This is a genomic window from Ewingella sp. AOP8-B2-18 (genome assembly GCF_052376015.1).
Lineage (GTDB): Bacteria > Pseudomonadota > Gammaproteobacteria > Enterobacterales > Enterobacteriaceae > Ewingella > Ewingella allii.
The window spans coordinates 1-22,073 of record NZ_JBQSVB010000017.1; the positions used below are offsets into that span (position 1 = coordinate 1).

Below are 22,073 nucleotides of genomic sequence, written 5' to 3' on the forward strand. Positions count from 1 at the left end.
TCCCTCGCTTCAGGCTTCGAGCCTTTGGTCTCGAACCATTCGCTCAGCACCATTTTTGACTGCGGTTTTGAGGCATCTAAATCGTGCCGTTTCAGTGGGTTTTGACTTGCTCCCTCCCCTATTTAGGGGAGGGTTGGGGTGGGGTATTTCTCACATAAGCCACCGAAACGGTTCGGTTGAGAAGCCAGTAGGCCGCGTTCAGAAGTGACGCCGAAGGAGTGGTTCGAGACCTATGGCTCGAAGCCCGAACTGAGGGAACCGCCTAAGCGGCGGCACTTCGCGGCGAACACCGTGGCCGCTGAAACACGTCCATTCCGACCCTGCGCAGCCTCGATCTCACAACAGAAAAAACGCAGGGTTCCAAGGGAGGCGCGTTTACGCCTCCCTTGGTCGGTGTGGGCCGACGCCCACGGTTTTGAATTTGAAGTTAAAGATTTAAAAAGCAGGTCAGGGCAGCAGCCCCACTACTCGACATTAAACAGCGAAATGTTTAAACCAATGCTCAGCGATCTCCCCCCTCTTACACACCCACACATGGTCATGTCCCTGAACGTAATCAAGAAACCGCTGCATAGCCCTGAACCGCCCCGGGCGGCCTAGTATTCGGCAGTGCATGCCAATCGACATCATTTTCGGGCTGGTTTCCCCCTCTTCATACAGCACGTCGAAGGTGTCTTTCAGATAGGTGAAAAACTGCTCGCCGGTGTTAAAACCTTGAGGAGAGGCGAAACGCATGTCGTTGGTTTCTAAGGTGTAAGGGATGACCAGATGCTGCTTCACCTCGCCGCTGTCCAGCTTGACCGGTGTCCAGAACGGCAGGTCGTCGCCGTAGTAGTCGCTGTCATATTGGAAACCGCCGTATTCGGCCACCAGCTGGCGGGTGTTAGGGCTGTCTCGGCCGGTGTACCAGCCCAGCGGTGCGCTGCCGAACAGGTCTTTCAGCACGCTGACCGCCTTATGCATATGCTCGGCTTCTTGCGCCTTGCTCATGTCCTGATAGTGGATCCAGCGCCAGCCGTGACTTACCACGTCATAATCTGCCTGCTTGATGGCGGCGACAATTTCCGGATTGCGCGCCAGCGCCATCGCCACGCCGAAAACCGTTAACGGCAGGCCGCGTTTTTGAAACTCATTATGAATACGCCAAAAACCGGCGCGAGAACCATATTCGTATAGAGAGTCCATCGACATATGGCGGTCGGGGAAGCTGGCTGCGCCGATGATATCTGACAGGAACTGCTCAGAACCCGCGTCGCCGTGCAGCACGTTATTCTCAGCACCCTCTTCATAATTCAGCACGAACTGCACCGCGATCCGCGCGTTGCCCGGCCAGTTGGCGTGGGGCGGGCGACCGGCATAGCCAATCAGGTCGCGCGGGTAATTATCGGTGAAGCGGTAATCGATATCAGACATTGCCGCCTCCCAAATTCAATCCGGCGAAACGCCCGGAAAGAGGCTTCTCAATCGGGTAATCCAAATCACCGTGCTTGCTGGTGCTCAGGCGCAGCGCCGCCAGTGATTCAAGCATTTTGACCGCCGCGCTCACGCCGTCGATCACCGGGATCCCCAACTCTAGAGTCAGCTCCTGCGCCAGATCCGCCATGCCGCCACAGCCAAGCACGATCGCCCCGCTGCCGTCTGACTTCTTGGCGGCGATACACTGCTCGCGCACCTTCTGCTGCGCCAGGCCGCTGCCGTCATCCAGAGATAACACCGGCAAATCGATGGCGTGAAGCGCGGCGCAGTGGCGCTCAAAACCGTACTGATGCAGTAAATGGCGGGCAATGGTTAAAGTGCGCGGCAAGGTGGTGACGATGGAAAACCGGGTCGCCAGCAGGGTCGCCATGTGCATGGCGGCCTCGGCGATGCCAATCACCGGAGCCTGTGCCAGCTCGCGGGCGGCCAGCAGGCCGGGGTCGCCGAAGCAGGCGATGATATGCCCGTCAACGCCCGCCGCGCGGCCCGCTTTCACCTGCTGCAACACGCCAATCGCGGCAATCGCTTCGTCAAAATGTCCTTCAATCGACGGCGCGCCCTCTTCCGGGCAAACCGCCAAAATCTCGGTACCGGGCGCTGCAACCTGACGCGCGGTGGCGGCCATCACCTCGGTCATGCCCAGACTGGTATTCGGATTGATCAGTTGTATACAAAGTTTACCTGTGGCGGTGGACATCACTGCGCCTCCTTGTCGGCTTTTACCGCGTCGGCGGCGAACAGTTGCATAAAGTCAGGCGCGAAATCCTGATGAGACTCAAACCGCAGGCTGGCAACAATGTGGTCGAAGTGGTGCGCCATGCTGTCAGCCAGACCTTTGGCGTCGCGGTTTTTCAGCAGATCCAGCAGATCGTCGTGATCGGTACAGCGGCAGCCCTGCTGCCACGGCGCGCCCCACACGGCGATCGCCAGCGAGGAGCGGAGGGTTAGTTGCGATACGGCTTCGGTCAGCACTTTATTGCCAGAAATCGCCTGTAGCTGGACGTGAAACGCGGCGGAGAGGCGGATCGCTGCCGGGCCGTTACGCGCCTCGTGGGCCAGCTTCTCCTCTTCCAACAGTTTCTTCAGCGCGGCGATGTGGGTGGACTGACAGTGCGCCACCACCTGCGGCAGGTTGGCGCACTCAAGAATTTTGCGCGTGGTGAAAACATCGCGCGACTCATCGGCGTCCGGCGAGGTGACGTGTGCACCACGCTTGGGCAACAGCGTCACTAATTGCACTGCGGCAAGGCGCTGTAGCACCCGGCGAATGCCCGTACGGCTGACGGAAAAAGCCTGAGCCAAGGCTTCTTCGGGTAATTTATTGCCCGGCAGCAGCTGGTGTTCGACGATCGATTTCACCAACGCGTTATAAATGTGGTCGTCCTTATCCTCGGTAAAATAGGCCGTATTCAGCCCGCTCCAACTGGTCATTGCACCCACTCCGCTGTTCGATGATGCGCCATTTTATGAGCTAATCGTATACAGAAAAAATAAATATTGTATACAAAAAATCAAATATGGCCTGTTTCCTGCAAATGCCTTCGTGACGACTTTAATTTTGGGTCCGCCAACCTTGCGGTGCCCACTTCGACACGGTGTTTATGACAGGAGCACGATTTATGCCAAATCACGAAATCTCTTCCGCCAGCGCCTCGCCGGAATTGAGCGCGGGGATCATCAAACCGCACTACAGCCCACGGCTGTGCAATGACGACTTAGCACCGACTCGCGATCAGAACTGGAGCTGGTACAACATCTTCTCTTTCTGGATGTCGGACGTACACAGCATGGGCGGCTACGTGGTGGCGGCCAGCTTCTTCACGCTGGGGCTTTCCAGCTGGCAGGTGTTGCTGTGCCTGCTGTGCGGGATTTGCATCGTGCAGATTTTTGCCAATCTGGTGGCCAAACCTAGCCAGCAGGCAGGGGTGCCTTACGCGGTGATTTGCCGCCAGGCGTTTGGCGTATTCGGCGCAAACATTCCAGCGGTTATCCGTGGGCTGATCGCCTTCGCGTGGTACGGCATTCAAACTTATCTGGCAGCCAGCGCCCTGATGCTGGTGCTGCTGAAGTTCTTCCCGTCGCTCAATCCGCTGACCGTGCCGCACTGGCTGGGGCTGTCGGCAATGGGCTGGATCTGCTTCGGCGTGATGTGGCTGTTGCAGGCGATGGTGTTCTGGCACGGGATGAGCGCCATCAAGCGCTTTATTGATATCGCCGGGCCTGCCGTCTACGTGGTGATGCTGATGCTGGCGGGGTGGATTGTCTATAAAACCGGTTTCAGCAATATTTCTTTCACCTTGGCGAGTAAAACCCTGACCATCGGCCAGCAGAGCTGGGAGATGCTGACCGCCACCGCGCTGGTTGTTTCCTACTTCTCAGGCCCGCTGCTCAACTTTGGTGACTTCTCGCGTTACGCCAAAAACATGGGTGAGATCCGTCGCGGCAACCGCTGGGGCTTGCCGTTTAACTTCCTGCTGTTCTCGATTGTGACCGTAGTGATTGTCTCCGGCACCCAGTCGCTGTTCGGCCAGATGATCACTGATCCCATCGAAACCGTCAGCCGCGTAGGTAACAGCGTGGCGGTGGCGCTCGGCCTGCTGACCATGATCATCGCCACCATCGGCATTAACATTGTGGCGAACTTCGTCTCTCCGGCCTTCGACTTCTCCAACTGCGCGCCGCAAAAAATCAGCTTCCGCACCGGTGGGATGATTGCCGCCGTCGGCTCAGTGCTGTTAACGCCGTGGAACCTGTTCCAGTCGCCGGAGCTTATCCACTATACGCTGGACGTGCTGGGTGCCTTTATTGGGCCACTGTTCGGCATCCTGCTGGCGGACTACTACCTGATTAAACGCGGGCATCTGGACGTGGACGCCCTGTTCAACGCCACGCCGTCCGGCCGCTACTGGTATCGCAACGGTTTCAACCCGAAAGCTATCATGGCGCTGCTTCCTGCCGTGGTGATTGGGCTGTTCATCAGCTTTACCCCGAGCCTGCACCAGGTGGCCAACTTTAGCTGGTTTATCGGCGCGTTCCTGTCCGGCGTCGCCTACCGCGTTATTGCTCGCCACGAACGCGCTGCCAGCCCGTCAATTGACTTCTCGAAAGTAGAAATGGGCAAAGAGTAACGCCTTCATCTCACCACCGCCGGAGGCCTTTCCGGCGGTGTTTTTCCTCCCCTTCCCCGCGCTTCTACCCCTTTTTTGCCTTCTTTTGTTAATGAATCCCATCGCCAATTCACATACCATTCACATGGTAATACAGGCTAATTATTAGCGTGATAAACATAATTATATAACGCATCAGCGGCAGGCGTGCTTTTGGATTGCCTGCCCCGACATGGAGTTTTTTCAATGGAAATTAATGTTAACGGCAAAATGCTGCCGTTGAGCAATGTCAGTGCCGACACCCCTCTGCTTTATATCCTACGCAACGATCTGGGCCTGAATGGGCCGAAATATGGCTGCGGCCTTGGCGAGTGCGGGGCCTGCACCGTGCTTATCGACGGCGTCGCCGCGCGCTCGTGCTCCATCCCCCTTTCGGATGTGCAGGGCAAAGCCATCACCACGCTGGAAGGGCTGGGTGACGAAGGCCAATTGCACCCGGTGCAGCAAGGCTTTATCGACGAGCAGGCCGCGCAGTGCGGCTATTGCGCCAATGGCATGATCATGACGCTGGTCGCCCTGTTTGATAGAAACCCGCAGGCCAGCGAAGACGAAATCAAAAACGAACTGGCCTACAACCTGTGCCGTTGCGGCACTCATATTGAAATTCTGCGCGCCGCCGAAAAGGCCCGTCAGCTGATTGCTGAGCGAGGTCAGGCATGAATACTCTGGAAATAACCCGTCGTCGCCTGCTGCAATCGGGCGGCGTGGTGATGGTCAGCAGCCTTTTCGTCTCGCCGCTTTCGGCCTTCGCCAGCACTCCGGCCGCCAGCAAAGTGGGCGATATCCCGCTGGACCGCGTGAACAGCTTTATCGCGATGTCTGCCGACGGCAAGGTCACCGCCTTTAACGGCCACGTCGATTTGGGTACCGGCGTGCGCACCTCGCTGGCGCAAATCGTCGCGGATGAAATCGGCGTGCGCTTTGAAGATGTCACCATGATCCTCGGCGACACCAATCGCACCCCAAATCAGGGGCCGACCATCGCCAGCAGCACGCTGCAAGTCTCCGCTGTGCCGCTGCGTCAGGCGGCGGCGCAGGTGCGCGAGATGCTTACAGCCCTTGCCGCCAAGGCCATCAAACTGCCCGCCGAACAGCTTCGCGCCGAGCAGGGCTTTGTGTTTGTCGAAGCCCACCCGGCCAAGCGTCTGAGCTACGCACAGCTGGCAGAAGGCCAAGATCTCAACCTGCCCCTCGACACCTCGGTTCAGCTTAAAAGCGTCAAAGAGAGCCAGTACGTTGGCAAACCGGTGGCGCGGGTGGACATCCCCGCTAAAGTCACCGGCCAGTTGACCTATGTTCACGACATGCGCCTGCCGGGTATGCTGCACGGTCGCGTGGTCAGGCCGCCCTATGCCGGTGCTGACAGCAGCGCGCCGCTGGGCGACAGCCTGATTTCGGTGGATAAAGCCTCTATCGCCCACCTGCCGGGCATCGTCGAAGTGGTGGTCATTAAAGATTTCATCGGTATTGTTGCCGAGCGCGAGGAGCAGGCGATTGCCGCCATGCGCCAGCTTAAAGTCGAATGGAAAAAATGGGCCGGGCTGCCGGACTTGTCGCTGGATAAGCTGCACGACACGCTGGCGGCGACGCCAAAAACTGACCGTATGCTGCGCAACGACGCCGGTACGGATGAAGCGCTATCCAGTCTGCATATTCACGCCGACGCCGATTATGTCTGGCCTTATCACCTGCACGCCTCTATCGGGCCATCCTGCGCAGTGGCGGACGTCACGGCGGAGAAAGCCGAAGTCTGGTCCGGCACGCAGAACCCCCATGACCTGCGCAAAGACCTCGCCAAGCTGCTGGATCGCGCGCCGGAGCAGGTGCATATCAACCGTATGGAAGCCTCCGGCTGCTATGGCCGCAACTGCGCCGACGACGTCTCTGCCGATGCCCTCCTGCTGTCGCAAGCCGTGGGTAAACCCGTGCGCGTGCAGCTGATGCGCGACCAAGAGTCAGGCTGGGAGCCGAAAGGCACCGGCCAGCTGATTCGCGTGCGCGGTGGTCTGGATAAGCAATTGCAGGTGGCGGCTTACGAGCTAAAAACCAGTTATCCGTCAAACAACGCCGTAACGCTGCCTTTGGTGCTGACCGGCAAAGTGCCGAACACCGCCGATGTGCAGCAGATGGGCGACCGTACCGCCATTCCGCAATATGAATATCCGCACATGCGGGTGCTGTCGCAGGATGCCGCGCCGATTGTGCGCGCCTCGTGGATGCGCGGCGTCTCGGCCCTGCCGAACGTCTTCGCCCATGAGTCGTGGATTGATGAAATGGCCTATCTGGCGGGGCAAGATCCCATCGCCTATCGCCTGCAATACCTGAAAGATGACCGCGCCATTAAGCTGATCGCCGCGCTGAAAAAGCAGTGCAATTGGCAAGACGGCCCGGCCCATCGCCAGCCAGCTCCGGCGAATCAGGAGGTGGTGACCGGGCGCGGTTTCGCCTACGCCCGCTACTTCCACAGTAAATTCCCCGGCTTCGGCGCGGCATGGGCCGCGTGGGTCTGCGACCTGAGCGTGAATCGTAAAACCGGGCAGATCAAAATCGACAAGATTTTCGTCGCCCACGACTGTGGCCGGATGATCAACCCGGCGGGGGTAAAGCATCAGGTTCACGGCAACATTATTCAGTCCACCAGCCGCGTGCTGAAGGAGTTCGCCACCTTTGACGGCGCGGGCACCACTTCGCTCGAATGGGGCGGCTATCCGATCCTGCGCTTTGACGAGTTGCCGCAGGTGGATATTCAACTGCTGGACTACCCCGACGAGCCGCCAATGGGCGCGGGGGAGTCGGCGTCGGTACCAAGCGCAGCGGCGGTCGGCAATGCGCTGTTTGACGCACTGGGCGTGCGAATGCGCGAAGTCCCCTTTACACCGGAACGCGTGCTAAAAGCACTGGAATCCGCAGCTCAGGTTAAGGAAGACAAAGCATGAGTAAGATAAAGAAAGTCGCCGGATGGGGCGCAGTGGCGGTGCTGGCGATAGTGATTGGCGGCGCGACCATCAGCTGGCAACCGGAAATCGCGCCGTTGAAACAGCCGGGCACTCAGACCTTCAGCCCGGAGAAAATCGAGCAAGGCCGCAAGCTGGCGGACCTCGGCGACTGCGCCGTATGCCACACCCGCTCCGGCGGCGAGCGCAATACCGGCGGGCTGGCGATGGAGATCCCCTTCGGCACGATTTACTCCACCAACATCACGCCGGACGCCGAAACCGGCATCGGCACGTGGTCCTTCGCCGCCTTTAAGCGGGCGATGCGCCACGGGGTAGACCGCGAGGGTAATTACCTCTATCCGGCCTTCCCTTATACCGCCTTTACCCGCACCAGCGATGCTGATCTCGAGGCGCTGTATGCCTATCTGATGTCGCAGCCGCCGGTGAAATACTCGCCGCCGGAAACTGCGCTGAGCTTCCCGTTCAACATTCGTCAGGGCATCGTGACCTGGAACTGGCTGTTCCTCAAACCGGGCGAGTTGAAGACTGACAGCAGCAAGAGCGCCGAGTGGCAGCGCGGGGAATATCTGACCGAAGGGCTGGGGCACTGTAGCGCCTGCCACTCGCCGCGCAACCTGATGTTTGGTGAGAAAGGCGGCAAGGACCATCTGAGCGGAGGCGTGGCCGAAGGCTGGACCGCGCCGTCACTGGTGGCTAACTCCGACGCGCCGCTGAAGTGGACTCACGAGGATTTCGTCACCTTTATGCGCAGCGGCTATTCGGCCAACCACGGCGTCGCCGCCGGGCCGATGGGGCCAGTGGTCGCAGAAGGTTTGTCGCAACTGCCGCCAGAAGACCTGCAGGCCATTGCCACTTATCTGATGTCGTTCCAGAGTGACAGCGCGCCGCAGGGCAGCGCGGCTGAACTGAATCAACGCGCGGAAAGCAAGGTAGAGCCTCTGACCTCGGAAGGCGCGCGGCTGTTCTCCGGCTCCTGCATGGCCTGCCACGCGCAGGAGAAAGGCCCGCAGATGACCGGCGTGCGCCCTTCTCTGGCACTCAACACCAACCTGTTTACCGACTCGCCGGACAATGCGATTCGCATCGTGCTCGACGGTATTCAGCATCCGGCCAAGGCCGAGCTGGGCTTTATGCCCGCGTTTCGCCATAACCTGAGTGATGCGCAGATTGCCACTTTGCTGAATTATTTGCGCCAAGAGTATGCTGGAAAAGCCGCGTGGCCTGACTTGCAGCACAAAGTCAGCGAAGTGCGGGCAGAAACCGCAGTGAAATAAGCAGTAAATAGGAAGAAGACAAACCGGCGTGAGGAACAACTTACGCCGGTTTTTTTATGCTTACAGGAAGTTTGTTTTGCAGAAAGCAGAAACAACGAAGCCCTGAGTTATTGCTAACTCAGGGCTTCTGAATGTTGGCGGAACGGACGGGGCTCGAACCCGCGACCCCCTGCGTGACAGGCAGGTATTCTAACCAACTGAACTACCGCTCCGCGCCGTTCGGTTAAGAACGGAGCGGATATTAAGGAATGCCCGCGATGGCGTCAATGCTTTTCCTGACAATTTCGCTCGACTGAGCAGTTTTTCTGCAAGACGAGCATTTTAAAGGCAATTTCTTACTCTTCCGCCGCCGGTTGTGGCCGCCATAAACAGCTTCCACCCTTCTTCACCACCAGATCCAAACGCTCTTCGTGCCAGACCATCTCCTGCTCGCTGGCGTGGATCACTTTCAAACCCGAAGCTGGTCTGGCGATGCGCTGGATCCCCTGCCCGTCCGCGCCGGTTTTCTGGTCGCCTTCGTGGGTGAATTTCATGATGGTCTGACCGCCGGTCATCATCAGATAGACTTCGGCGAGGATCTCGGAGTCAAGCAACGCGCCGTGCAGAGTACGCTTGCTGTTGTCTATCAGATAGCGATCGCTGAGGGCATCAAGGCTGTTGCGCTTGCCGGGGAACAGCTTGCGCGCCATTTGCAGGGTATCGGTGATTTTGCAGAAGGTTTCAGTCTTCTCAATACCACGCCCCAGCATGCCGAACTCGTAATCCATAAAGCCGATGTCGAACGTCGCGTTATGGATAACCAGCTCGCCGCCGCGAATGTACTCGAGGAAGTCGTCGGCGATGTCGGCAAAGGTGGGTTTGTCGGCGAGGAATTCGTCACTGATCCCGTGAACGCCAAAGGCTTCGGGATCGACCAAACGATCGGGCTTCAAATAGACGTGGAAATTGCGCCCGGTAAGGCGACGGTTAATCACCTCAACCGCACCGATTTCAATGATTCGATGCCCCTCGTAATGAACACCGAGTTTGTTCATACCGGTAGTTTCGGTATCGAGAACGATCTGTCTGGTAGGAGAAGAAATCATATTGCAGTGCTCGCAGCGCTCGTTTATGTCAGACTTGGCTTTTACTTTCTGCGGAAGAGTCTACCAGAGATGACCAAACAGGTAGAAATTTTCACCGACGGCTCTTGCCTTGGCAATCCCGGCCCCGGTGGTTTCGGCGCAATCTTGCGCTACAAGCAACACGAAAAAGAGTTCAGCGCCGGCTTCCGGCTAACCACCAATAACCGCATGGAGCTGATGGCGGCGATTGTGGCCCTTGAGGCACTGACCTCCCCTTGCGAAGTGACCTTAAGCACCGACAGCCAGTATGTTCGTCAGGGCATCACCAGTTGGATCCACAACTGGAAGAAGCGCGGCTGGAAAACGGCAGACAAAAAGCCGGTGAAGAATGTCGATCTATGGCAACGGCTGGACGCGGCGATTCAGGGGCATAAGCTGAACTGGATGTGGGTTAAAGGCCACGCGGGCCACCCGGAGAATGAACGTTGTGACGTGCTGGCGCGCGACGCGGCGGGCAATCCGACGCTGGATGACGTGGGCTATAAACCAGAGAGTTAATCTTCGCTCTGGTGATCTTTACGATAACTTTTGCTGCTGGCCCCCACGGCCTGCGGTATCGCCTGACGCCTTGCCGGCACCTTCTTGGCGCTCGGCGTCAGCGGCAGCGTCCTTTTACGCGCCACCATCAATGTCATACAGCCTAGAGCGGGCAGATGCGTACTCAGCGTCTCCCCGCCCTTAGCGCACCACGGCAGCACCTGAAAACGGCTCTTCATCATCACTTCATAATTAAGTAAGCCCAGCCAATCGAGCAGGCGCGTTTGGGTAAACATCTGGCTGACATAAGGCTGGCGTTTGCGCACCAAGGGCACCAGCTTGGCCATTCCAACTAAACTCAACGGGTTAAAGCTGCTTAACACCAGCCAGCCGTCGTCAATCAGCACGCGATCAACTTCACGCAAAGTCCGGTGAGGGTCTTCGGCATAGGCTAAAGTATGGGCTAGCAGGCAGGCATCCACCGATTTGTGTGCGAAGGGCAATTGGTACTGCGAGCCTTGGACATGCAGATTTTCTCCCAGCTCAGCGACGTTAACCTGATGGGAGATGGGGCAGCCTGAGGTGTCGAGTTCAACGCTCAAACTGCCAATCTTTAATAGGTGGAAACCGTATAACTTGCCCCACCATGCTTGAAGTTGTCGCTCAAGCGCGGCACGGTAATACTCACCGCAGGGGAATGCATCCCATGAAGCTGGCGCAGTGATTTTTTTTCGTGTGCGGGCTGGTAGCATATTTTATTTTCGTCTTTCAAGCGTTTGCCAACGAGAGGTATCTATGAATCTTATCAGTATTCCCGCCTTGCAGGACAATTACATTTGGTTATTGGATGACCAGAACGGTCACTGTTTGATTGTCGATCCCGGCGAAGCCGCCCCGGTGCTGGAAGCGCTAAAAACGCGCAATTTAACCCCGACTGACATCCTGCTGACCCATCATCATCATGACCATGTTGGCGGCGTAAATGAGATTCTGTCGCATTACCCTGCTGTAAAAGTGTACGGTCCTGAAGAAACGGCGAGCAAAGGTGCTAAGAAAATTCTTAAAAACGGCGATGAGGTCGAAATTGGCGGGGCGAAATGGCACATCTTTGCTACGCCCGGGCACACTTTAGGTCATATTTCATACTATAGCGCCCCTTACCTATTCTGCGGAGATACCATGTTCTCCGCCGGATGCGGCCGATTGTTCGAAGGGACGCCTGAGCAAATGTATCAATCCTTTCAACAGTTAGCTCAGCTTCCAGATGACACTTTAGTCTGCGCGGCACACGAATATACTCTCTCAAATCTTAAGTTTGCCCGGTCAATTCTGCCAGATGATTCTGATATTGATTCTCATGAACAGAATGTGCAGGAAATGCGTAAAAAGGGGCAACCTTCCCTGCCTACAACCCTAGGTTTGGAACGTAAAATTAACCTGTTTTTACGATGCGATGATATTGATTTACAAAACAAATTAAACCTTAACGATCCCTTAAAACCTTCTTGGCAAGTTTTCGCCCATCTAAGGGGCCTCAAGGATAGCTTCTGAAGCAAAAGGTTGTGTTTTTGGGCTAAGCAAAGTATTATCGCTCGTCTTTTAAGCAACTATTGACACACACATGAAGGCAAAAGCGATAATCTTCGCCTCGGTGTTGCTAGTGGGTTGCCAAGCGTCCAGGCAGGACGTGAAGGTGCCAGAACAGCATGCACAGAGTTTGTCTTCAGCAAGTCAAAGTGAAGCAGGAGAGTACACAGATGGGGGGCGGTTAACCTCTTCGCGATGGTTGGACAATGATGACTCTATCGCGCAAAAGAATCTGTGGAACTTCATTGGCGACGAGCTGAAGATGAAGGTTCCGGAAAATGCCCGGATCCGTGAGCAAAAAGTAAAATACTTAAAAAATAAGAGCTATCTCCACGATGTAACATTACGGGCAGAGCCGTACATGTACTGGATCACCGAGCAGATTAAGAAACGCAATATGCCGATGGAACTGGTACTGCTACCCATAGTGGAGAGCGCTTTTGACCCTAAAGCAACCTCATCAGCTAACGCTGCGGGGCTGTGGCAGATCGTGCCACAAACGGGGCGCAACTATGGTTTGAAACAAAACCAGTGGTATGACGGTCGTCGCGATGTCGTGGCGTCTACAACTGCTGCGCTTGATATGATGCAAAACCTAAACAAGATGTTTGGCGGTGACTGGTTATTGACTGTCGCAGCGTATAACAGCGGTGAAGGCCGAGTCATGCAAGCGGTGAAAGCGAATAAAGCTAAAGGTCGTCCGACAGATTTCTGGTCACTGGCGCTTCCTCGTGAAACGTCGATTTATGTCCCGAAAATGTTAGCCTTGAGTGATATTTTAAAGCATAGCAAAAAGTACGGAATTAGCTTACCGACGCCGAGCCAAGACCGCGCATTAGCGCGTGTTGAAGTGGGGCAACAGATGCAGTTAACTCAGGCGGCTGAGATGGCGGGCATGTCACTTACTAAGCTTAAGTCGTACAATACTGGCTACAAACAAAATGTTACCGCGCCTAACGGCCCGCACTACATTGTGTTACCGACGGCTCATGCAGCGCAGTTGAAGGATTCTCTGGCCGATGGCGACATCGAAGCCGTGCAGAATACCAGACTAGCGAGCAACGCTCCGTCTGGCGCAAAAGCTTACAAGGTTCGCTCCGGCGATAGCTTGTCAGGGATTGCAGCAAGACTGAACGTTAAGACCCGTGATTTACAGCGTTGGAACAATTTGCGCTCGGCGAGCGCGATAAAAGTTGGGCAAACCCTGCAAGTGGCGGATAACAGCGTCAGTTCGGCAAGTAGCAGTAACGGCGGCAGTATTACGTATCAGGTTCGCAAAGGCGATTCGTTGTCGAGCATTGCTAAGCGTCACGGCGTAAACATCAAAGATGTGATGCGCTGGAATGCTGGCACAGACAACCTTCAGCCCGGCACTAAGCTGACTCTGTTTGTCAGCAATAAGTTAACGCCAGACACCTGATGCTATGCGCAGCGTCATCCCTACAAAAAAGCACCCTTTCGGGTGCTTTTTTTTATGCTCAAATTTGCGGGAATCGGCTTACAGAGCTTTGTTCGCCGCGCTCTGATCGGCCAGAAACTCCACCAGCAGCGGGTTATGGTCCGACGCCTGCGTTTCCATCACCGTCGCATGGGTGACGCTCAAATCGCGATAGAAGATAAAATCCAGCGGGCGGCCAAAGGCGCGACGGCGGAAGTCAGACGGGAACCTCACCTCTTGCAGACGAATGTTATTGGCGAACCCGAACAAGGCGTTGATGCGCTGACGGCTCCAGGCGTTGAAGTCCCCCGCCATCACCACCGGCCCTTTGTGGTGCGCAATCTGCTCGCCGATGGTCTCCAGCTGCTTGCTGTAGACATCCACCCCGATGCTGAAATTCACCGCGTGGATGTTCACCACCATCAGCAGTCTGCCGTCTAGCAGCGGGTAGACCGTCACCAATGCAGATTTAGCCAAACGTAGCAGTGGCTCACGCTCGCGCAGGGGGCAGCAGTAGACCGGATGGGCAGCGGAGAGCGTCATCACGCCAGAGGGGTGCTGAGGCAGCATATAGGCCGGAACCTGATCGGCGGCCAAATAGTGAGAGGTGGCAAATCGAATCAGCTCCGGAGTAGTTTGCGCTTCTTGCAGCAACACCAGCTGGGCATCTTTGCCAAAACCTTGCAACACCGAAAGCCAGTCGGCCCGTTGTTGCTTGAAAATGTTCCACACCATCACGCGTAGAGTATTGGAATTGGGCAGCGCGGCTCCGGGAGGCAATCCAGTACTGAGATGTGCCATGGCACCTGGAAAGATCTGCTCGACCGGTTGACCTGCAACATACCTCATTGCATATGTTCTTTTCGGCACGCTTATCGCCTATTCACTCAATCAAAAATCATGCTGCTCGAAGGCAGCGGACGTTTCAGTATACGCCCGTCAGTGCTCAGGCCAAATCTGTTTACAATCGTATACACCCTGCCCGCCTGACCGTCGGCGTTCTGTTATCAAGGTAGCATAGGATTTTTGGTATGCCTTGTTAATGAGTTAATCCTTGAAAGCAAAACGGCCCACCCGAGGGTGAGCCGCGCGTTGCACTGCCGGAAAGCCTTAGGCCATGGCCAGCTGGTTTTTCTTATCCAAATGACCACTCAGGCGAATCAGCGCCAGTGCGCCGAGCACAATCACCGCGCCAATCCACGGCGTTTGCGCCAAACCAATGCTCGACACCACCTGTCCGCCAACCACGGAACCGATAGCAATCCCGACGTTGAAGGCGGCGATGTTCAGGCCGGAAGCCACGTCTACCGCGTTCGGCGTCACTTCTTCTGCTTTCTGCACCACGTACACCTGCAAACCAGGCACGTTGCCGAAGGCGAAGATGCCCATCACCATTAGGGTGATCAGTGCCGGGATTGCAAAGTTGGCGGTGAACTGGAACACAAACAGGATGATAGCCAGCGCCGCGAAGATGATGCTCAGGGCTTTCACCGCGCCGTGTTTATCCGCCAGCTTGCCGCCCCAGATGTTGCCGATAGCCACTGACACGCCATAGGCCAGCAGGATCCAGCTCACCATGCTGGCGGAGAAACCGGCCTGCTGCTGCATCATCGGCGCGAGGAAGGTGAAGGTGGTGAACACCCCACCGTAGCCCAGCGCGGTGACTGCGTAAATCAGCAGCAGGCGTGGGTTCATCAATACTTTTAGCTGATCGGCAATCTTCGCCGAAGGGCCATTTTTGATGTTATTCGGCACCAGAATCGCGCTGGCAATAATAGCAATCACCCCAATCAGCGTGACGGCCAGGAAGGTTTCTCGCCAGCCGAAATGCTGCCCGATAAAGGTCCCCAGCGGCACGCCGGTCACCAGTGCCACGGTCAGCCCGCCAAACATGAGCGCGATAGCCGACGCCGCTTTCTCTTTCGACACCAGACTGGTGGCGATAGTCGAACCAATCGAGAAGAACACGCCGTGCGCCAGCCCGGTCAGGAGCCGCGCCACCACCAGCGTGCTGTAGTTGGGTGACTGCCACGCCAACAGGTTGCCGATGGTGAAGAACACCATCAGGCCAATCAGCAGCGCTTTACGCGGCACGCGGCCGGTCATCGCCGTCAGAACAGGTGCGCCAACGGCCACACCCACGGCATAAATAGACACCAGCAAACCGGCTGATGGCACTGAAACACCCAGTTGATCCGCGATGGTTGGGATCAGCCCAACAATCACGAACTCGGTGGTTCCTATAGCGAATGCGCTGATGGTCAGCGCTAACAATGCAAGAGGCATAACCTTACTCCACAATGAATATCGATTTGATGGCGGCTATTATCTGCTTGTGCTTAAATGACAGAAATAACCAAAGTATCAAATGATTTCTGCTGGAGTGACATCAATGAAAGCCAGTTCGGAAGAGTTAATGACCTTTGTCACCGTGGTTGAAATGGGCAGTTTCAGCCGCGCCGCTGAACAGCTCGAACAAGACAATTCGGTGGTCAGCCGCACCCTGAAACGCCTCGAGCAGAAGCTGGGCATTACCCTGCTTAATCGCACCACCCGCCAGATAAGCCTGACCCACGAAGGCGAGCGCTATTTTGTCCGCGTGCAGAAGATTTTGCAGGAGATGGCCGCCGCCGAGGACGACCTGCTCGAGCATCGCGATGACCCGCAGGGGCTGCTGCGCGTGGACGCCGCCACGCCGGTTATCCTGCACGTGGTGTCCCCTCTGGTGGCCGAATTCACCGAACGCTTTCCCAAGATGTCGCTGGCGCTGTTCTCCTCCGAGAGCAATATCAATCTGATTGACCAAAAGGTGGATGTCGCGATTCGCGTGGGAGAGTTGGAAGACTCCAGCCTGCGCGCCCGCAAGCTGATGTTGAGCTATCGCCGGGTGCTGGCCTCGCCCGCCTATCTGGAGAAGTGGGGGGCGCCGCAATCCACCGATGACTTGAAGAAGCATCGCTGTCTGGGCTTTAACGAAGTGTTGGCGCTGAATAAGTGGCCGCTGCTGTGCGCCGATGGCCAGCAGTTAACCATCACGCCGTTTATTAGCTCGGGAAGTGGCGAGACGCTGCGCCAGCTCTGCCTGATGGGCAACGGCATTGCCTGCCTGTCGGACTTTATGACCCAGCCGGATGTGGACCGTGGAGATTTGGTAGAACTGCTGATCCCCGACACCATGCGGATCTCCATGCCGCTGCACGCGGTCTATTATAGCGATCAGACGGTCAGCACACGCATTCGCTGCTTTATCGATTTTCTCAGTGAAAAGCTCAACCCTGCCTAAAACGAAAAAACCCATGCCTAAGCATGGGTTTTCCAGACACTAAAACTGTTTTGAGGAATTAATCCCACTCAGGCGCCAGACCTTCCGGGCTAACCAGACGGCCATTGCGTTCCAGCTTGGCAATCTCAGCCATATCGGCATCAGTCAGTTTCAACTGTTGCGCCAGCAGGTTACTTGCCAAGTTTTCACGCTTGGTAGAAGAAGGAATGACCGCGTAACCCAGTTGCAGCGCCCATGCCAGCACCACTTGCGCAGGGGTCGCGTCGTGACGCGCCGCAATCGCGATAATGGTTTCGTCTTTCAGTGCGTCGCCGTAGGCCAGCGTCATGTAAGAGGTGATAGCGATGCCGTTTTTACGGGCAAATTCCACCACGGTCTGGTTCTGCAAGAACGGAGACAGTTCGATTTGGTTAGTGGCGATGGCTTCTGCGCCAACGGCGTCAATGGCTTCTTGCATCAGCGCTACGGTGAAGTTGGAGATACCAATCTCACGGGTCAGGCCCAGTTTCTTCGCTTCAACCAGCGCGAGCATGGTTTCTGCCACGCTTACCGCGTTGCCCGGAGACGGCCAGTGGATCAGCGTCAGGTCAACGTAGTCGGTTTTCAGCTTGGTCAGGCTCTCTTTCAGGCTGGCGATCACCTGCTCCGCGCCCAGATTTTCCACCCAAATCTTGGTGGTGATGTACAGGTCCTGACGCGCCACGCCGCTGTCGGCAATCGCTTCGCCCACGGCGGCTTCGTTGCCGTAGATTTGTGCGGTATCAACAGCACGATAGCCCAGTTCCAGCGCAGTAGAAACGGACGCTTTAACCACTTCATCTTTCAAACGGAATGTGCCAAGACCAAATGCAGGGATGCTCATATTTTTCTCTCTATCTTTCTGAATTTAAAGTAAGTCCGGCGAGCCGGTAAATCGTATGAGGGAGAGTATGAACTTCCGTTTCATGGATAAAAACGACAGCTTGGTCAGAAGACTTTTGATTTTAACGCATCAATCGGCGCGGGAGAAAGGTAGCCATGAAGGAGAACAAGGGGCAAGCTGGCCCGAAAGGCCTGCCGAGAAGGCGTCAATCTGCTCAATGGCTGGCGGCAGGGCCAGCGCGATGGCCGAATCAGCCTTCATCCAACTCATCAACCGGCCAGCCGCCGATGGCGCGGAAAACTGATGCCGCAAAGGGTCGATTGTCACCGATGCCATTTGCCACACGCTGCCACCCTGCTGCTTGAGACAGGCTTCGCGTAAGGTCCAAAGCTGCCAGAAGGCCGCCGTCAGCTGTTCGCCCTGCTCTTGCAACCACTGGGTTTCTAAGTTGCTGAAAACCTCGCGGGCCAGCTCTGCCATCGATGCGCGCGGGCGCAGCGCCTCGATATCACACCCCACTTCGTCAGACGGGCACACCGCCACCAGCAGGTGCTGATGGCTATGGCTCAAAGAGAAGTGCGGAAGCGCGGGGTCGCAGAAAGCCGGTTTGCCATTGGCGCCGGGCTGAATGTCCGGCAATCTGCCACAGCCAAAATGGTCGCGCATCACCGTCGCCAGCAAGGCGCGCGCGCCCAGAAACGCCAGACGCCGCGCCTCTCCCATCCCAGCGGCCTGCTGTAGCACAGACTCTGGCAGCAGCTCCGGCGCGAACCGGCTGCTGAGATAACCCGTGGCAATCAGGCAGCGGCTCATGTTTAAGGCCAGCGTTTGAAAATCAGCGAAGTGTTAATGCCGCCAAAGGCAAAGTTATTCGACTGAATAAACTCAGTTTGGATATATCGCGATTCGCCCATGATGTGATCCAAATCGCCGCACTCGGGGTCGGGATCAGTCAGGTTGATGGTCGGCACAAAGCGATCTTCGCGCATCATCTCCAGCGACATCCACGCTTCCAGCGATCCGCAGGCCCCCAGCGTGTGGCCGAAGTAGCTTTTCAGCGAAGAGATCGGCGTCTTATTGCCGAAGATCGCCGCCGTAGCCTGACTCTCAGCAATATCGCCGCGCTCGGTGGCCGTGCCGTGGGCGCTGATATAGCCGATGTCCGCCGCCGCCAGTCCGGCCTGCTGCAATGCCTGTTGCATACAGATCTGCATGGTCTCTTTTTGCGGCTGGGTGATGTGAGACGCATCGCAGTTAGTGGCAAAGCCGATGATTTCTGCATAGATAGTCGCGCCACGGGCCAGCGCGTGATCCAGCGATTCCAGAATCAGCGTGCCCGCCCCTTCGCCAATCACCAGCCCGTCGCGCGCTTTGTCGAACGGACGCGGGGAGAGCCGTGGCGCGTCGTTTTGCTGGCTGGTAGCAAACAGCGTATCGAACACCGCCGCCTCAGACGGGCAAAGCTCCTCCGCGCCGCCTGCCACCATCACCTTCTGGTAGCCGTGCTTAATGGCCTCATAGGCGTAGCCAATGGCCTGACTGCCCGAGGTGCAGGCGCTGGAAGTTGGAATAACCCGCCCGCGCAGGCCGAAGAACAGCCCGGTATTCACCGCCGTGGTGTGCGGCATCATCTGCACATAGGTAGTACCGGTGATGTTATTGGTGTGCTTTTCGGTCAGCATGGTGGCGAACTCGCTCACCGGCTTGGTGCTGCCCGTTGAAGAGCCATAGGCAATGCCGGTGTCGCCATTGGTCAGCACCGGGTTGTCCAGCAGCCCGGCCTGCTCCAGCGCCAGCTCAGTGGCGCGGGTGGAAAGCAGCGACACGCGCCCCATCGAGCGAATGCGTTTGCGGGTATAGTGCGCGGGCAGAATAAAGTCATCGATTGGCGCGCCAAGATGGGTATTCAGCCCCTGATACTCCAGCCATTCGTCCATATGGCGCACGGCGTTTTGCCCCTGCTGCAAACGAGCAGAAACCTCGCTCCAGCTATTACCAAAGGCGGTCACGCCCTGCATGCCGGTTACCACCACGCGATGACTCATGCCATGCCTCCGTTAATGGAAATCACCTGGCGGGTCACGTAGGCCGCGATATCCGACATCAAATAGCTGGCAAGTCCGGCGACTTCCTCGGCGCTGCCCATGCGTTTCAGCGGGATCATGCTCATCGCCACGTCCATTGCCGCCGGTTCCATGTCGACGATGCCAGTGTCAATCAGGCCCGGCGCGATGCAGTTAACGGTGATTTTGCGTTTTGCCAGTTCGAGGGAGAGCGCCTTGCACGCGCCGATAATTCCCGCCTTGGCGGCGCTATAGTTCACCTGCCCACGGTTGCCAATCACGCCGGAAACCGAGGAGAGCGCAATAATGCGCCCGCCCTGCCGCAGGCCAATCATCGGCATCACGCACGGATGCAGCACGTTGTAGAAGCTGTCGAGATTGGTATGGATCACGCCGTCCCAATCTTCGTCAGTCAGCGCGGGGAAAGCGCCATCGCGGGTAATACCGGCATTATTGACCACGCCGTAATAGGCGCCGTGCGCGGCGATATCGGCTTCAATCACTTCCCGACACTGCTGGCGGTTGCTGACGTCAAAGCTGACAATTCTCCCTGCGCCGCCCGCCGCCAGCGCCTGTCGCAGCGTATCTTCCGCCCCGGCCCGGTCGCGATGGTAGTGGATCACCACCTGAAAACCGTCCCGCGCTAACTGGCCAGCAATCGCTTTGCCAATCCCCTTGCTCGCCCCAGTAATCAATACTGAACGACTCATTGCTGCATCCCCTGGGTTAATTTTATTATTTCATCCGCGTCGGGCTGATAAGTGTTCAGCCTCGCGTGCGCGATCTCTTGCTGTCCGTTTTCGACGCCTGCCAGCGTAATGGCGCATTCAAAATTGGCGAGCTTTTCATCTCGCAACATCATTTCTACTCGAATATCTAACAGAGTCTCAGCGGCGAACTCCGCCACGGCGCACTTCAAACCGCGCCCGCCGAGCAACAGGCCAAGCTTCGGCTCAGTGCCTTGCTGCTTGCCGTGCCAGCCGCTCCACACCCCCACCGTCTGCGCCATCAGCTCTATGGCAAACCACGCGGGTAATGTTCCCGTTGGGGTGAGAAAGGGCGCCAGAATGCCGGTTTTCGCCACCCTAACGCGGCAATGCGCGCTGACCTCGCCCACGTCGATCACCTCTTCAATCAGCACCATCGGCGCGGCGTGGGGCAGATAATCCTTGGCGGGCAAGTAGTGACGGCTCATGGCGCTCTCCCAATCAGAATGCAGGCATTGTTGCCACCAAAGGCAAATGAGTTGGATAAGATAACCGGGCGGGCAGGCCGCCGTTCTGCCAGCACTAAGTCGATTTCCGGCAGTGACGCATCGCGGGCCGCCATGGAGAAATCCTGCGCCGGCAAAGGCAAATCTTGATTGAGGATCAGCCAGCTCAGCGCCGCCTCGGTCGCCCCAGCGGCACCCAATGTATGCCCGGTCAGATGCTTGCTGGAGCTGCAAGGCACGCGGTCGCCGAACAGGCGATGGGTCACGGCGGCTTCGGCCCGATCGTTCAGCGGCGTCGCCGTGCCGTGCAAATTGATGTAACCCACGTCGTCCGGCGTCATTCCGGCCTGCTGCAAGGCCATGCGCATTGCCCGCTCTGCGCCCTCCCCCTCCGGGTGCGGCGCGGACATGTGCCAGGCGTCGGAAGACTCGCCAAAGCCCAGCAGGGCGATATCTGCCGGTTCACGGGTCAGCAGAATAAGCGCCGCCGCCTCGCCAATGTTAATACCGTCGCGCCCCTCGGCAAAGGGCGTACAGCGACCGTGGGACAAGGACTCAAGGCTATTAAAGCCGTTAATCGGCATGCGGCACAAGCTGTCCGCGCCGCCCACCAGCGCGACATCCGCCAGACCGGCGGCAATCAGCCGCTGGCCGCTAATGATCGCCCGCGCGCTGGAGGAGCAGGCGGTCGACAGCGTATAAGCCGGGCCTTCTGTGCCTAAATAGCTTGCCAAAAACTGCGCCGGGTCGCCCAACGCCTGCTGCTGGTAGTGATAATCCGCAGGCAGTTCGCCGGTCTGTTGATGATGGCTGACTGCCACTTCCCCTTCGGCAATGCCCGAGGTGCTGGTGCCCATGATCACCGCAATGCGCTGGTGGCCATACTTGGCAATCGCCTGATGAACCGGCTGCTCAATCTGCGCCAGCGTGGCCAGCAGCAGCTGATTGTTGCGGCTGCGGTGTGCAACCCATTCATCCGTTACTGGCGGCAAGTCGGCGGTGACCTGCCCCAGCCAAATCTGCCGTTTGCTGGTCAGCTGCTGGCTGTCCGGCAGCATGCCCGGCGCGCGGCCGTGGGCGAGGTTATCGGCAATCTCATGCAGATTATTACCCAGCGCGTTCACCATCCCGACGGCAGAGAAGTAAATCATG

Annotated in this window: 21 protein-coding genes and 1 tRNA gene; 8 read left to right on the forward strand and 14 right to left on the reverse strand. The window is 57.3% G+C overall.

The window, feature by feature from the left end:
- Window positions 1-474 precede the first annotated feature (474 nt).
- The 3 genes from puuE to ACT3RR_RS21245 are packed head-to-tail and all read right to left on the reverse strand — an operon-like array spanning window position 475 to window position 2,907.
- The gene (gene puuE / locus ACT3RR_RS21235) at window positions 475-1,413 is read right to left on the reverse strand and encodes an allantoinase PuuE (RefSeq protein WP_496201074.1); all 939 of its coding nucleotides are present in this window, start codon (window positions 1,411-1,413) and stop codon (window positions 475-477) included.
- On the reverse strand, window positions 1,406-2,173 hold the full coding sequence (gene hpxA / locus ACT3RR_RS21240) for an allantoin racemase (protein ID WP_353501136.1): 768 nt from the start codon (window positions 2,171-2,173) through the stop codon (window positions 1,406-1,408). Before hpxA ends, puuE begins: the two co-directional genes overlap by 8 nt.
- Window positions 2,173-2,907: a GntR family transcriptional regulator gene (locus tag ACT3RR_RS21245; RefSeq protein WP_496201075.1), complete on the reverse strand. Its 735-nt coding sequence runs from the start codon at window positions 2,905-2,907 to the stop codon at window positions 2,173-2,175. The genes hpxA and ACT3RR_RS21245 overlap by 1 nt, the downstream gene beginning before the upstream one ends.
- A gap of 188 nt (window positions 2,908-3,095) precedes the next feature.
- Here ACT3RR_RS21245 and ACT3RR_RS21250 point away from each other — a divergent pair, with 188 nt between their 5' ends.
- From ACT3RR_RS21250 to ACT3RR_RS21265, 4 genes are all read left to right on the forward strand, one after another.
- A complete protein-coding gene (locus tag ACT3RR_RS21250) occupies window positions 3,096-4,604 on the forward strand; it encodes an NCS1 family nucleobase:cation symporter-1 (protein WP_496201076.1) in 1,509 nt (502 codons plus the stop codon).
- 225 nt (window positions 4,605-4,829) lie between these two features.
- Window positions 4,830-5,303 (forward strand): (2Fe-2S)-binding protein, encoded by a 474-nt coding sequence (locus ACT3RR_RS21255; protein ID WP_496201077.1) that lies wholly within the window; start codon window positions 4,830-4,832, stop codon window positions 5,301-5,303.
- Window positions 5,300-7,579 (forward strand): molybdopterin cofactor-binding domain-containing protein, encoded by a 2,280-nt coding sequence (locus ACT3RR_RS21260; RefSeq protein WP_496201078.1) that lies wholly within the window; start codon window positions 5,300-5,302, stop codon window positions 7,577-7,579. The genes ACT3RR_RS21255 and ACT3RR_RS21260 overlap by 4 nt, the downstream gene beginning before the upstream one ends.
- Window positions 7,576-8,874: a c-type cytochrome gene (locus ACT3RR_RS21265; protein ID WP_496201079.1), complete on the forward strand. Its 1,299-nt coding sequence runs from the start codon at window positions 7,576-7,578 to the stop codon at window positions 8,872-8,874. The genes ACT3RR_RS21260 and ACT3RR_RS21265 overlap by 4 nt, the downstream gene beginning before the upstream one ends.
- A 135-nt stretch (window positions 8,875-9,009) precedes the next feature.
- Here ACT3RR_RS21265 and ACT3RR_RS21270 read toward each other — a convergent pair.
- Both ACT3RR_RS21270 and dnaQ read right to left on the reverse strand, forming a co-directional pair.
- Window positions 9,010-9,086 (reverse strand) — tRNA-Asp (locus tag ACT3RR_RS21270).
- Between the two features lie 123 nt (window positions 9,087-9,209).
- Window positions 9,210-9,959 carry a DNA polymerase III subunit epsilon gene (gene dnaQ / locus ACT3RR_RS21275; RefSeq protein WP_485901898.1) on the reverse strand — a complete coding sequence of 250 codons (750 nt, stop codon included), beginning with the start codon at window positions 9,957-9,959 and terminating at the stop codon, window positions 9,210-9,212.
- 69 nt (window positions 9,960-10,028) lie between these two features.
- On the opposite strand from dnaQ, the gene rnhA reads away from it, so the two are divergent.
- Window positions 10,029-10,496, forward strand: coding sequence for a ribonuclease HI (gene rnhA, locus ACT3RR_RS21280; RefSeq protein WP_437341988.1), 468 nt, complete (start codon window positions 10,029-10,031; stop codon window positions 10,494-10,496).
- Here rnhA and ACT3RR_RS21285 read toward each other — a convergent pair.
- Entirely contained in the window at window positions 10,493-11,227 is a 735-nt protein-coding gene (locus ACT3RR_RS21285) for a class I SAM-dependent methyltransferase (RefSeq protein ID WP_485901900.1), read from the reverse strand. The two genes, rnhA and ACT3RR_RS21285, sit on opposite strands and share 4 nt — an antisense overlap.
- A 43-nt stretch (window positions 11,228-11,270) precedes the next feature.
- Here ACT3RR_RS21285 and gloB point away from each other — a divergent pair, with 43 nt between their 5' ends.
- Together gloB and mltD are read left to right on the forward strand one after the other, a co-directional pair.
- Complete coding sequence (gene gloB / locus ACT3RR_RS21290) at window positions 11,271-12,026, forward strand: hydroxyacylglutathione hydrolase (RefSeq protein ID WP_396130050.1); 756 nt, start codon at window positions 11,271-11,273, stop codon at window positions 12,024-12,026.
- Between the two features lie 70 nt (window positions 12,027-12,096).
- The gene (mltD, locus tag ACT3RR_RS21295; RefSeq protein ID WP_353501128.1) at window positions 12,097-13,482 is read left to right on the forward strand and encodes a murein transglycosylase D; all 1,386 of its coding nucleotides are present in this window, start codon (window positions 12,097-12,099) and stop codon (window positions 13,480-13,482) included.
- Between the two features lie 78 nt (window positions 13,483-13,560).
- Here the strand turns inward: mltD and ACT3RR_RS21300 are convergent, their stop codons facing one another.
- Window positions 13,561-14,370 carry an endonuclease/exonuclease/phosphatase family protein gene (locus ACT3RR_RS21300; protein WP_353501127.1) on the reverse strand — a complete coding sequence of 270 codons (810 nt, stop codon included), beginning with the start codon at window positions 14,368-14,370 and terminating at the stop codon, window positions 13,561-13,563.
- A gap of 240 nt (window positions 14,371-14,610) precedes the next feature.
- The gene (locus ACT3RR_RS21305; protein ID WP_353501126.1) at window positions 14,611-15,786 is read right to left on the reverse strand and encodes an MFS transporter; all 1,176 of its coding nucleotides are present in this window, start codon (window positions 15,784-15,786) and stop codon (window positions 14,611-14,613) included.
- Window positions 15,787-15,892: 106 nt separating this feature from the next.
- On the opposite strand from ACT3RR_RS21305, the gene yafC reads away from it, so the two are divergent.
- Window positions 15,893-16,783: a DNA-binding transcriptional regulator YafC gene (gene yafC / locus ACT3RR_RS21310; protein ID WP_485901905.1), complete on the forward strand. Its 891-nt coding sequence runs from the start codon at window positions 15,893-15,895 to the stop codon at window positions 16,781-16,783.
- A gap of 58 nt (window positions 16,784-16,841) precedes the next feature.
- On the opposite strand, the gene dkgB is transcribed toward yafC, so the two are convergent.
- The 6 genes from dkgB to ACT3RR_RS21340 all read right to left on the reverse strand — a co-directional run bounded on the left by dkgB (window position 16,842) and on the right by ACT3RR_RS21340 (window position 22,072).
- The gene (gene dkgB, locus ACT3RR_RS21315; RefSeq protein WP_496201080.1) at window positions 16,842-17,645 is read right to left on the reverse strand and encodes a 2,5-didehydrogluconate reductase DkgB; all 804 of its coding nucleotides are present in this window, start codon (window positions 17,643-17,645) and stop codon (window positions 16,842-16,844) included.
- 129 nt (window positions 17,646-17,774) lie between these two features.
- Complete coding sequence (locus ACT3RR_RS21320) at window positions 17,775-18,458, reverse strand: 4'-phosphopantetheinyl transferase family protein (RefSeq protein WP_496201081.1); 684 nt, start codon at window positions 18,456-18,458, stop codon at window positions 17,775-17,777.
- Window positions 18,459-18,460: 2 nt separating this feature from the next.
- Window positions 18,461-19,690, reverse strand: a complete 1,230-nt coding sequence (locus tag ACT3RR_RS21325) for a beta-ketoacyl-ACP synthase (RefSeq protein WP_496201082.1) — start codon at window positions 19,688-19,690, stop codon at window positions 18,461-18,463.
- Window positions 19,687-20,418 (reverse strand): 3-ketoacyl-ACP reductase FabG2, encoded by a 732-nt coding sequence (locus ACT3RR_RS21330; protein ID WP_496201083.1) that lies wholly within the window; start codon window positions 20,416-20,418, stop codon window positions 19,687-19,689. The genes ACT3RR_RS21325 and ACT3RR_RS21330 overlap by 4 nt, the downstream gene beginning before the upstream one ends.
- Window positions 20,415-20,903 (reverse strand): ApeP family dehydratase, encoded by a 489-nt coding sequence (locus ACT3RR_RS21335; protein WP_496201084.1) that lies wholly within the window; start codon window positions 20,901-20,903, stop codon window positions 20,415-20,417. Before ACT3RR_RS21335 ends, ACT3RR_RS21330 begins: the two co-directional genes overlap by 4 nt.
- Window positions 20,900-22,072: a beta-ketoacyl-[acyl-carrier-protein] synthase family protein gene (locus ACT3RR_RS21340; protein WP_496201091.1), complete on the reverse strand. Its 1,173-nt coding sequence runs from the start codon at window positions 22,070-22,072 to the stop codon at window positions 20,900-20,902. The genes ACT3RR_RS21335 and ACT3RR_RS21340 overlap by 4 nt, the downstream gene beginning before the upstream one ends.
- Between the last annotated feature and the right edge of the window lies 1 nt (window position 22,073).